Consider the following 9,335-nt stretch of genomic DNA (forward strand, 5'->3'; position numbering starts at 1 on the left):
ATAACAAGACAAAACCTGTTCACTATGGATTCCCGCCCCGGACAGCGCTAATAATAAAACCCGAACAACACCTGCCCCACTCAAAGGACTGACGCTTATATATTTATTTCTAAAAAACATTCAAAGCGCTGATCAATGAAAATCAGCAACAACATTTACTCAATCAAACACAACAGCATACACGCCCAACGCATGCAGGCTTCAGCGAGCCCTGCTTTCATGAGAGACCCATAACTATGAACCCCCTGAAAAGTCTTATCCTTGCCCTGATAATGGGCACCACCATGGTTGCCCATACCATGGCCGCCACCGAAGTCACCGTGGAGATCACAAACAATACTCGCGGCACGTTGAACATGACTAACTTATTGACTGATCCAGCGCAAGACGCGGACTTCCCCTTAAGTGCTCATGACGTACTGCCAAAATCAACTTACATCCTCCGTGTGGCCCACGAAAGAAATTACACTTACCCAACATCCGGCTGGCAGCCCACGCTGAAAAAAGTCAAACCTATCGAACTCGTTCTCAACTACAAAATGAGCAACTTCAATTTCGAGTGCCAGATGCAAACCCGCTTCCAGGCGCCCATCGTTATTGGCGCCCTGGAACCCAGTTACAAGCCGGACTGGAAAAGTCGATCGAACTACACCGGCAATGGCCAGTTCACTTGCAGAACAGAAATCACCCGAAAAATGCTCGAGCCGCCCTTCAACTACACCGTCCGCCTGATCGTCGAATAGACCAGAGGGTCGGTAGGCGGTAGCGACCGAAGCGCTGCCAATCTGCCTGCGGTTCATCTATAAAGTATCCCGTCGGGCTCGAAGTCCGACGGGGTATGTGCTATCCGCTATTGACACATATCGACGCAATTACGCATTTTGTTTCATTTGCGCAGGTTGGGGCTCAGGCGCAGCATATCCAGCCCGACGTCCACCCAGCGCTCGGCCTCACCAGCCAGGGCGAAGCTGTCGGGGACCAACAGCCACTGGTAGAGGATGCCGTCGATGTAGGCATGAAGGGCCACCGCCGCCCTTTCCGGGTCCAGATCACCCGGCAGCTGTCCACGCTTCATTGCATTGCGCAGCGACAGCGCAATACGCACATTGCAGTCGAGGCTGACTTCGCGCCGCTGCTGGCGCAAATCGCACATCTCATCGGTGAACTCGCACTTATGGAAAAGAATCTCATTGATGCGTCGGGTTTTCGGGTCCAGGGCCACCTGCTGGAACAACCGCACCAGCAACTTCTGGACGCAGCCCAACGGGTCCAGCTCTTCTTCATTTTCACTGGCGCGCGCCAGTTCATCGAGAGGCTCATGCAAGGTGTCGAGCATGGCCTGAAGCAGATCCGCCTTGTTGCTGAAATGCCAGTAGATAGCCCCGCGCGTCACACCAGCGAGGGTCGCAATGTCGGCCAGCGTCGTGCGCGCCACGCCACGCTCGAAAAAGGCCTTTTCGGCCGCTTCGAGTATCTGGCTGCGAGTCTCCAGGGCTTCCTCTTTGGTACGACGAACCATGGCAGTAAACACCTCAATCAGGATGCATGAGCAATGCGTAAAGTCAGCTGAGCGAATAGAGAACGCTTGCGCATAGAGCGCGTCTCCGGTCAACAGGGCCTTTGTCAGGCTTTTGTAAAGCTGGATGGTACGCAATTTGGCTGTTTACAAACAACCATGTACGTAAGTATATTTCTTAGCAACCTACTAATTGAAAAATGACGCCTTTCTAACTTTCCACCTTTCGAGTGCGCCTGTTGCGCGCCTGACCCGAGGATTTCCATGCAATTCAAGCCAGCTGTTACCGCTCTGGTTACCGCCATCGCCCTGGCATCACTGCTCAGCGGATGCAAAAAGGAAGAGGCGGCCCCCGCCGCACCACCCCCTCAGGTCGGCGTCGTAACCCTCAAAACCCAGCCTTTCACCTTGACGTCCGAGTTGCCCGGCCGTACCAGCGCGTTCCGCGTCGCAGAGGTTCGCCCTCAGGTCAACGGCATCATCCTCAAGCGTCTGTTCAAGGAAGGCGCCGACGTCAAGGCCGGTCAGCAGCTGTATCAGATCGACCCGGCCGTGTACGAAGCGACCCTCAAGAGCGCCGAGGCCAACCTGCGGTCGACCAAATCCATCGCCGATCGCTACAAGCAATTGGTGGATGAACAAGCCGTCAGCCGCCAGGAATACGACACCGCCGTGGCCAATCGCCTCGAGTCGGAAGCCAACCTGCAAACCGCTCAGATCAACGTGCGCTACACCAAGGTCTATGCACCGATTTCCGGTCGCATCGGTCGCTCTTCGGTGACCGAGGGCGCGCTGGTCAGCAACGGTCAGGCCGACGCACTGGCGACTATCCAGCAGTTGGACCCGATCTATGTCGACGTGACCCAGAGCTCGGTCGAGCTGCTGCAATTGCGCCGTGAACTGGAAAGTGGCCGGTTGCAGAAGGCTGGCGACAACGCCGCCATGGTCAAGCTGACCCTGGAAGACGGCAGCCCGTACCCTCATGAAGGCAAGCTGGAGTTCTCCGAAGTGTCGGTCGACCAGACCACCGGCTCCGTCACCTTGCGGGCCGTGTTCCCCAACCCTGACCACACTCTGCTGCCGGGCATGTTCGTCCACGCGCAGTTGCAAGCCGGTGTGAACAGCGCGGCGATTCTCGCGCCACAGCAAGGCGTGACCCGCGACCTCAAGGGCACGCCGACCGCCTTGGTGGTAGGCCCGGACAACAAGGTCGAACTGCGTCAACTCAAGGCCAGTCGCACCGTGGGCAGCCAGTGGCTGATCGAAGACGGGCTCAAGGCTGGCGACCGCCTGATCACCGAAGGCCTGCAGTACGTACGGCCAGGGGTTGAAGTCAAGGCCACCGAAGCCACCAACGTGGGCACCGACGCAGCCACCAAGAACCCGGCCCCCGCTCAGGCAGCTGATAAAGCAGCCGGCGGCAAAGGGGAGTAAACCATGTCGAAATTCTTTATCGACCGTCCGATCTTCGCCTGGGTGATCGCCCTAGTGATCATGCTGGTCGGGGCTCTATCGATCCTCAAGTTGCCGATCAACCAGTACCCGAGCATCGCGCCGCCAGCCATCGCGATCCAGGTCACCTACCCGGGTGCGTCCGCGCAAACCGTGCAGGACACCGTGGTCCAGGTCATCGAGCAGCAGCTCAACGGTATCGACAACCTGCGTTATGTGTCCTCGGAGAGTAACTCCGACGGCAGCATGACCATCACCGCGACCTTCGAGCAGGGCACCAACTCCGATACCGCGCAGGTCCAGGTCCAGAACAAGCTGAACCTGGCCACCCCGCTGCTGCCGCAAGAAGTGCAGCAACAGGGTATCCGCGTGACCAAATCGGTGAGGAACTTCCTGATGGTGATCGGCGTGGTGTCGCGCGACGGCACCATGACCCGTGAGGACCTGTCCAACTACATCGTGTCCAACATGCAGGACCCGATCTCGCGCACGGCCGGTGTCGGTGACTTCCAGGTCTTCGGTGCCCAGTACGCCATGCGGATCTGGCTCGACCCGGCCAAGCTGAACAATTACAGCCTGACCCCGTCGGACGTGAGCACCGCCATTGCCGCGCAGAACGTCCAGGTCTCCTCGGGCCAGCTCGGCGGCCTGCCCGCCCTGCCCGGCCAGCAACTGAACGCCACCATCATCGGCAAGACCCGCTTGCAGACCGCCGAGCAGTTCAAGAAGATCCTGCTCAAGGTCAACCCGGACGGCTCGCAAGTACGCGTCGGTGACGTGGCGGAAGTCGGCCTGGGCGGTGAGAACTATGCCATCAATGCCCAGTTCAACGGTGCCCCGGCCTCGGGTCTGGCAGTACGACTGGCCACCGGTGCCAACGCCCTCGACACGGCCAAGGCCCTGCGCCAGACCGTCAATAACCTCAAGCCTTTCTTCCCACCTGGCATGGAAGTGGTATTCCCCTACGACACCACGCCGGTGGTGAGCGAATCGATCAAGGGTGTAGTCGAAACCCTGGTCGAAGCCGTCGCCCTGGTGTTCCTGGTGATGTTCCTGTTCCTGCAGAACTTCCGCGCCACCATCATCACCACGATGACCGTGCCGGTGGTGCTGCTGGGTACGTTCGGGATCCTCGCGGCGTTCGGCTTCAGCATCAACACCCTGACCATGTTCGGCATGGTGCTGGCCATCGGCTTGCTGGTGGACGACGCCATCGTCGTGGTGGAAAACGTCGAACGGGTGATGAGCGAAGAAGGCCTGTCCCCCAAGGAAGCGACGAAAAAATCCATGGGCCAGATCCAGGGCGCCCTGGTGGGTATTGCCTTGGTGCTTTCGGCGGTACTGTTGCCGATGGCGTTTTTCGGCGGCTCCACCGGTGTGATCTATAAACAGTTCTCCATCACCATCGTCTCGGCCATGGCCCTGTCGGTAATGGTGGCGCTGATCTTCACCCCGGCACTCTGCGCGACCATGCTCAAACCCATTCCCAAGGGTGACCATGGCGTAGCGAAACGTGGCTTCTTCGGCTGGTTCAACCGCAACTTCGACCGCAGCGTGCAAAGCTACGAGCGGGGTGTCGGCAATATCCTGCGCCATAAAGCACCGTACCTGCTGGTCTACCTGATCATCGTCGTCGGCATGGTCTGGCTGTTCATGCGTATCCCGTCCTCGTTCCTCCCGGAAGAAGACCAGGGCGTGTTGTTTGCCCAGGTACAGACGCCCGCCGGCTCCAGTGCCGAGCGCACCCAGGTGGTGGTAGACAAGATGCGCGAGTTCCTGCTGCGTCCGGGCAAGGACGGCGGCGAAGGCGACGGTGTGGCGTCGGTGTTCACCGTGACCGGTTTCAACTTCGCCGGTCGTGGCCAGAGTTCGGGCATGGCGTTCATCATGCTCAAGCCGTGGGAAGAACGTAACGCCGACAACACGGTGTTCAAGATCTCGGCCCGCGCCCAGCAACACTTCTTCACGTTCCGCGATGCGATGGTGTTCGCCTTCGCCCCACCGGCCGTGATGGAGCTGGGTAACGCCACCGGTTTCGACGTGTTCCTGCAGGACCGCGCCGGGATCGGCCACACCAAGTTGATGGAGGCGCGTAACCAGTTCCTGGGCATGGCGGCTCAAAGCAAGGTGTTGGCACAGGTGCGTCCCAACGGCCTGAACGACGAACCGCAATACCAGTTGGAAATCGACGACGAGAAGGCCAGCGCCCTGGGCGTGACCATTTCGGACATCAACAGCACCCTGTCGATTGCCCTGGGTAGTAGCTATGTCAACGACTTCATCGACCGCGGTCGGGTGAAGAAGGTGTACGTGCAAGGCCAGCCGGGTGCTCGCATGAGCCCCGAAGACCTGAAGAAGTGGTACGTGCGCAACAGCTCCGGAACCATGGTGCCGTTCACCGCGTTCGCCAAGGGTGAGTGGATCTACGGTTCGCCGAAACTGGCCCGCTACAACGGTGTGGAAGCGATGGAAGTCCTGGGCGTTCCGGCGCCGGGTTACTCCACCGGTGAAGCCATGGCTGAAGTCGAAGCCATTGCCAAGAAGCTGCCGGCCGGTGTCGGTATTTCCTGGACCGGCCTGTCGTACGAAGAACGACTGGCAGGCTCCCAGGCGCCAGCGCTGTTCGCCCTGTCGATCCTGATGGTGTTCCTGTGCCTGGCGGCGTTGTATGAAAGCTGGTCGATCCCGATTGCGATCGTACTCGTGGTGCCGTTGGGGATCATCGGAGCATTGCTGGCCACCAGCTTGCGCGGTCTTTCCAATGACGTGTACTTTCTGGTGGGCCTCTTGACCACCATCGGCCTGGTCGCGAAAAACGCCATTCTGATCGTCGAGTTCGCCAAGGAACTGCACGAGCAGGGCAAGAGCTTGCAAGAGGCAGCCATCGAGGCTTGCCGGATGCGATTGCGGCCGATCATCATGACCTCGCTTGCGTTTATCCTGGGCGTCGTGCCTCTGGCGATCTCCACAGGTGCTGGTTCAGGCAGTCAACATGCCATCGGTACCGTGGTCATCGGCGGGATGATCACCGCCACCGTCCTGGCGATCTTCTGGGTGCCGCTGTTCTTCGTGGCCGTGTCGTCGATAGGTCGTCGCAAGCAGGACGACACCCCTGAAACTTTTAATGAGGCTGGGCAATGAGCAAGTCGCTACTCTCTCTGACCATCGCCGCCGTCGTGCTCAGCGGCTGCTCGCTGATCCCCGACTATCAGCGGCCCGAAGCACCGGTCGCGACACAATACCCGCAAGGCCCGGCCTACGAGCCGGCCAAGGCGGCCGGTCAGGCAGCCGCGGAACAGGGCTGGAAACAGTTTTTCCATGACCCGGCCCTGCAGCAGCTGATCCAGGTCGCCCTGGAAAACAACCGCGACCTGCGCGTCGCGGCACTGAACATCGATGCTTACGCGGCGCAGTACAACATCCAGCGGGCGGACCTGTTCCCGGCGGTCTCGGCCACGGGTTCCGGCAGCCGCCAGCGGGTACCGGCGCGGGCCTCGCAAACCGGTGAAGCGGCCATCAGCAGCTCCTACTCGGCCACCCTGGGCATCAGCGCCTACGAACTGGACCTGTTCGGTCGGGTTCGCAGCCTGAGCGAGCAAGCGCTGCAAAGCTACTTCGCCACCGAAGAAGCCCGCCGCAGCACCCAGATCAGCCTGGTGGCCAGCGTCGCCAACGCTTACCTGACCTGGCAGGCCGACAAGGAACTGCTCAAGCTGACCCAGGAAACCCTGGTAACCTACGAGCAAAGCCTCAAGCTGACCACCCGCAGCGCCGATGTCGGCGTCGCCTCGGCGCTTGACCTGAGCCAGGCGCGCACGGCGGTGGAAAACGCCCGCGTGCAACTGGCCCGCTACACCCGCCAGGTGGCCCAGGACGAAAACAGCCTGACCCTGCTGCTGGGCACCGGCCTGCCGGCCAACCTGAACTCGCAACCGTTGAGCGCTGACCTGCTCAGCGAAGTGCCGGCCGGATTGCCGTCGGACCTGCTGCAACGTCGTCCAGACATTCTCCAGGCCGAACACAACCTGCTTGCCGCCAACGCCAACATCGGCGCCGCACGGGCCGCGTTCTTCCCGAGCATCAGCCTGACGGCCAACGCCGGCACGCTGAGCCCGGACCTGTCCGGCCTGTTCAAGGGCGGCTCGGGGACCTGGACCTTCGCCCCGCAGATCAACCTGCCGATCTTCAACGCCGGCAGCCTGCGGGCGAGCCTGGATTACGCCAAGATCCAGAAAGACATCAACGTCGCGCAGTACGAGAAGTCGATTCAGACGGCATTCCAGGAAGTCTCCGACGGCCTGGCCGCACGCCAGACCTACAACGAACAGTTGCAGGCCCAGACCGACTTCGTCGCCGCCAACCAGGACTACTACCGCCTGGCCGAGCGTCGCTATCGCATTGGTGTCGACAGCAACCTGACCTTCCTCGACGCCCAACGCCAGTTGTTCAGCGCCCAACAATCGTTGATCACCGACCGCCTGGCGCAATTGACCAGCGAGGTCAATCTGTACAAGGCACTGGGTGGCGGCTGGAATGCCGAGACCGGCAAGAACGAGCCGGTGAAGGAAGAAGCGCCGAAGATGAAATTGTTCTGACTTTATGCTTGAACGCTGAAACACGAAGCCCACCGAGAGGTGGGCTTTTTTATTGGGTTTCTACAGAGTTGTGTGGGAGCAAGGCTTGCCCGCGAAGAAGGCGACATGGTCATTCTCCTGTGGGAGCGAGCTTGCTCGCGATGGTGGCCTGACAGGCGGCCGGGGGGGTTGTTTACTGAGTACATATCCATTGCTGCGGTAACGGCCACTTAGGGTTTCGCCCTGACGGCGACTTACTTTCTTTCAAACGCCAAAGAAAGTAAGCAAAGAACGCTGGCCCCACCACTCGGCACCTCGCCTACGCTCGGTGTGCCCTCACTCCGGCCAGCGTGGTTAATGGGGCATTCAAGATCAAAAGCAAAAGCAAAAGCGCGTGATCAACTGAAGTACTGTCATCGCGAGCAAGCTTTGCTCCCACAGCCCAGCTGGGGGATAGCCCCACTTGGCTAACGCGGGTCGACGATATCCAACGCACGATTAGCCAATAGCTCACTCAATTCAACCATCTGCGCCACGCCCAATGCGACATGCCGCCGCGAGCCTTCCAGATCGAACGCCAGATCATTGACCATGGCATTGGCCGAGGCCAGGGTTTCGCTGAGATTCGCCAGCAGAGACTCGGTGTCGAGGGTATCGATGACGGTGAAAACTTGAGTTGAGGTTTTGGGCTTGGGATCAGGGTGGGTGCCAAGATGGAAATCGAGTGCTCGGTCTGCTGCCTCTTGGAGTTTGTCTGGATCGGGGTCGTTGTAGGGGAAGGTGGAGCCGGGCGCAGGGGGATTGGGTGTTTCTTTGATCATGATGGTGCTCCTAACGAAAATGGGAGCCGCCAGCATCACTTGCAGATGATAGGTGGCAGCTGTGTACGGGTCTGCAAGACCGAGTCGTTAGGCAACCTCGGCAGACCCGAAGGTCTCCCGCACACAGCCACCATAAAACGATGGCATCAGAAAACGCCATGGATTATAGGGGCGCGGCTAGGCGCCTAACAAATTCGGCGGGCTTGCAGTCCCGGTCGCTGAATGGGCAGCGACACAAAAAGGCTAGAGGCACGGCTTCCGAGCGACAACCTTAAAAGCTTGTCGGAAAAATCGACGCGTCTGTCAGACCGTCCACGAACCCTGTGGGAGCGAGCCTGCTCGCGATAGCGGAGGACCAGGCACAGCTGTGTTGTCTGACACGCCGCTTTCGCGAGCAGGCTCGCTCCCACAGGGTTTTGTGGTTCGGCTCAGGTGTTTTTGCCGTTCGATAATCGCCCAAAACCGATAATCGCCAATTGAAGCGATCCCGGCCTGCCCTTCACCATCCCTCGCACACAACAAGAACGACAGGTGCCTCGCCATGACCTCACGCCCCGCCTCGCCCGGCTGATCCACAGCCATCTACCCGTTTGGTTCCACCGTTTCGTCTGCAACCCAGGTTTGCGGCAGCGGTTCTTTTCGTCCATAAAAAATAGAGACACGCCCATGAAGTCCACACAGCATTTGTTCCCCAGCCTCATCGCCGTTGCCCTGGCCGGTTCCGCCCTGCCTGTCCTGGCCGCAGAGTCGGGGTTTGTCGAAGATGCGAAGGTCAATCTCAACCTGCGCAACTTCTACTTCAACCGTAACTTCACCAACCCGAGCGCGGCCCAGGGCAAGGCCGAGGAATGGACCCAGAGTTTCATCCTCGACGCCAAGTCCGGTTTCACCCAGGGCCCGGTGGGGTTCGGCATGGACGTGCTGGGCCTGTACTCGATCAAGCTCGATGGCGGCAAAGGCACCGCCGGCACC

At 59.8% G+C, this 9,335-nt stretch carries 7 protein-coding genes; 5 read left to right on the top strand and 2 right to left on the bottom strand.

The features are described from left to right. Positions 1-236 precede the first annotated feature (236 nt). Positions 237-743, top strand: coding sequence for a hypothetical protein (locus tag FGE05_RS29130; protein ID WP_139650374.1), 507 nt, complete (start codon positions 237-239; stop codon positions 741-743). A 143-nt stretch (positions 744-886) separates the two neighbouring features. Here the strand turns inward: FGE05_RS29130 and FGE05_RS29135 are convergent, their stop codons facing one another. Further along, positions 887-1,519, bottom strand: a complete 633-nt coding sequence (locus FGE05_RS29135; protein WP_139650375.1) for a TetR family transcriptional regulator — start codon at positions 1,517-1,519, stop codon at positions 887-889. Between the two features lie 261 nt (positions 1,520-1,780). Here FGE05_RS29135 and FGE05_RS29140 point away from each other — a divergent pair, with 261 nt between their 5' ends. From FGE05_RS29140 to adeC, 3 genes are read left to right on the top strand one after another with little or no spacing between them, the layout of a single operon-like run. Beyond that, positions 1,781-2,950, top strand: coding sequence for an efflux RND transporter periplasmic adaptor subunit (locus FGE05_RS29140; protein WP_139650376.1), 1,170 nt, complete (start codon positions 1,781-1,783; stop codon positions 2,948-2,950). A 3-nt stretch (positions 2,951-2,953) separates the two neighbouring features. Continuing rightward, positions 2,954-6,109: an efflux RND transporter permease subunit EmhB gene (gene emhB / locus FGE05_RS29145; protein ID WP_139650377.1), complete on the top strand. Its 3,156-nt coding sequence runs from the start codon at positions 2,954-2,956 to the stop codon at positions 6,107-6,109. Then, a complete protein-coding gene (gene adeC, locus FGE05_RS29150; protein WP_139650378.1) occupies positions 6,106-7,563 on the top strand; it encodes an AdeC/AdeK/OprM family multidrug efflux complex outer membrane factor in 1,458 nt (485 codons plus the stop codon). The genes emhB and adeC overlap by 4 nt, the downstream gene beginning before the upstream one ends. A 446-nt stretch (positions 7,564-8,009) precedes the next feature. Here the strand turns inward: adeC and FGE05_RS29155 are convergent, their stop codons facing one another. Continuing rightward, the gene (locus tag FGE05_RS29155; RefSeq protein WP_139650379.1) at positions 8,010-8,363 is read right to left on the bottom strand and encodes a DUF6124 family protein; all 354 of its coding nucleotides are present in this window, start codon (positions 8,361-8,363) and stop codon (positions 8,010-8,012) included. A gap of 666 nt (positions 8,364-9,029) precedes the next feature. On the opposite strand from FGE05_RS29155, the gene FGE05_RS29160 reads away from it, so the two are divergent. Continuing rightward, the coding region (locus FGE05_RS29160) for an OprD family outer membrane porin (protein ID WP_139650380.1) at positions 9,030-9,335 on the top strand (306 nt) is incomplete at its 3' end.

This window comes from Pseudomonas sp. ICMP22404 (genome assembly GCF_006227205.1).
Taxonomy (GTDB): domain Bacteria; phylum Pseudomonadota; class Gammaproteobacteria; order Pseudomonadales; family Pseudomonadaceae; genus Aquipseudomonas.